This window comes from Micrococcus sp. HMSC31B01, assembly GCF_001816085.1.
GTDB classification, from domain to species: Bacteria; Actinomycetota; Actinomycetes; order Actinomycetales; family Micrococcaceae; genus Micrococcus; species Micrococcus luteus.
Genome location: NZ_KV825410.1, coordinates 1 through 1,485, shown reverse-complemented (window position 1 = coordinate 1,485; position 1,485 = coordinate 1). Strand labels below are relative to the sequence as shown.

The 1,485-nt window shown below is 73.9% G+C and carries 1 protein-coding gene and 1 pseudogene; both read right to left on the bottom strand.

The window, feature by feature from the left end; all coding sequences use genetic code 11:
- Positions 1-66 precede the first annotated feature (66 nt).
- Entirely contained in the window at positions 67-1,098 is a 1,032-nt protein-coding gene (locus HMPREF3105_RS11525) for a 6-phosphofructokinase (RefSeq protein WP_036317733.1), read from the bottom strand.
- 92 nt (positions 1,099-1,190) lie between these two features.
- A pseudogene (locus HMPREF3105_RS11520) lies at positions 1,191-1,485 on the bottom strand (PspC family transcriptional regulator); the annotation flags it as partial.

Below are 1,485 nucleotides of genomic sequence, written 5' to 3'. Positions count from 1 at the left end.
TGTCGGGCAGGCCGAGCCGACGCGCCAGCCCGAGGGCCAGCACGCCGACGGCGGGGTGGTCGGGTCTCACCGGCCGAACAGGATCTTCGCCTCGTCGTAGCGGGAGACCGGCACCTTCTTGAGGCCCTTGAGGGCGGCGCTCATGGGGATGGAGATGATCTCCGTGCCGTTGGCCGCCACCATCTGTCCCCAGCGGCGCTGGGCGACGAGGTCGACGGCGCCCATGCCGAAGCGCGTGGAGAGCACGCGGTCCGTGGCGGTGGGGGCGCCGCCGCGCTGGATGTGGCCCAGGATGGTGCTGCGCGTCTCGATGCCGGTCATCTCCTCGATCTCGCGGGTCACCCACTCGCCGATGCCGCCCAGACGCGGCCGGCCGGACGCCTCGACGCCGGCCTCGGCCAGCGGGTCGTCGTGGCCCTCGGGGACGAAGCCCTCCGCCACCACGACCAGCGGGGAGCGACCGCGGTCGTGGACCTGCTGCACCCACTCGGCGACCTGGGACATCGGGGTGCGGACCTCGGGGATGAGGATCGCGTGGGCGCCGGCGGCCATGCCCGAGTGCAGGGCGATCCAGCCGACGTGGCGGCCCATGACCTCGGCGACCATGCAGCGGTGGTGGGACTCGCCCGTGGTGCGCAGCCGGTCCATGGCGTCCGTGGCGATCTGCACGGCCGTGTCGAAGCCGAACGTGTAGTCGGTGCCCTGCAGGTCGTTGTCGATCGTCTTGGGCACGCCCACGATCGGCAGCCCGTCCGCGGCCAGGCGGTTCGCGCCGGCCAGGGTGCCCTCGCCGCCGATCGCGATGACGGCGTCGATGTCCAGCTCGCGCAGGTTGCGGAGCATGTTCTCCGGGCCGCCGCCCTCCGCGTTGTAGGGGTGCGTGCGGGAGGTGCCGAGGATGGTGCCGCCGGTGCGGGCCAGGCCGCGCACGCGGGAGCGGGGCAGGTCCTCGACGTCCTTCTCGATCAGGCCGGACCACCCGTTGCGGATGCCCACCATCTCCATGTCGTACGACTTGATGCCGTGCAGGACGGCGGAGCGGATGACGGCGTTGAGCCCGGGGCAGTCGCCTCCGGAGGTGAGCATTCCGACGCGCATGGGGGTCCTCTCGGGCGTTCTCGTGCGGGGGGTTGGCACCACCCTAGGCGCGCCCGCCCCGTCGCGTCAGGGGACGGGCGACGGGCGGCGGGTCAGCCGAGGGCCACGAGGACGGCGACCTGGAGGGCCGTCGCACCCACGAGGATGCCGCTCGCCGGGCCGAGGGTGCCGGGACGACGGCCGCTGAGCAGAGCGCCCAGCATGACGGGGGCGATCACCGCGAGCGCGGCCACGAGCATCGGCACCGCCAGCAGCGTGGGGGTCGGACCGACACCGAGCAGCAGGCTGATCCCGAGGGCGGCGAGCGCGGCGAGGACGGCCCCGGCGTAGGTGGCGGCCTGCGCGATCGGCCCGAGGCGCGGCTTTGCGGCCGTGGCTGCGGACCCT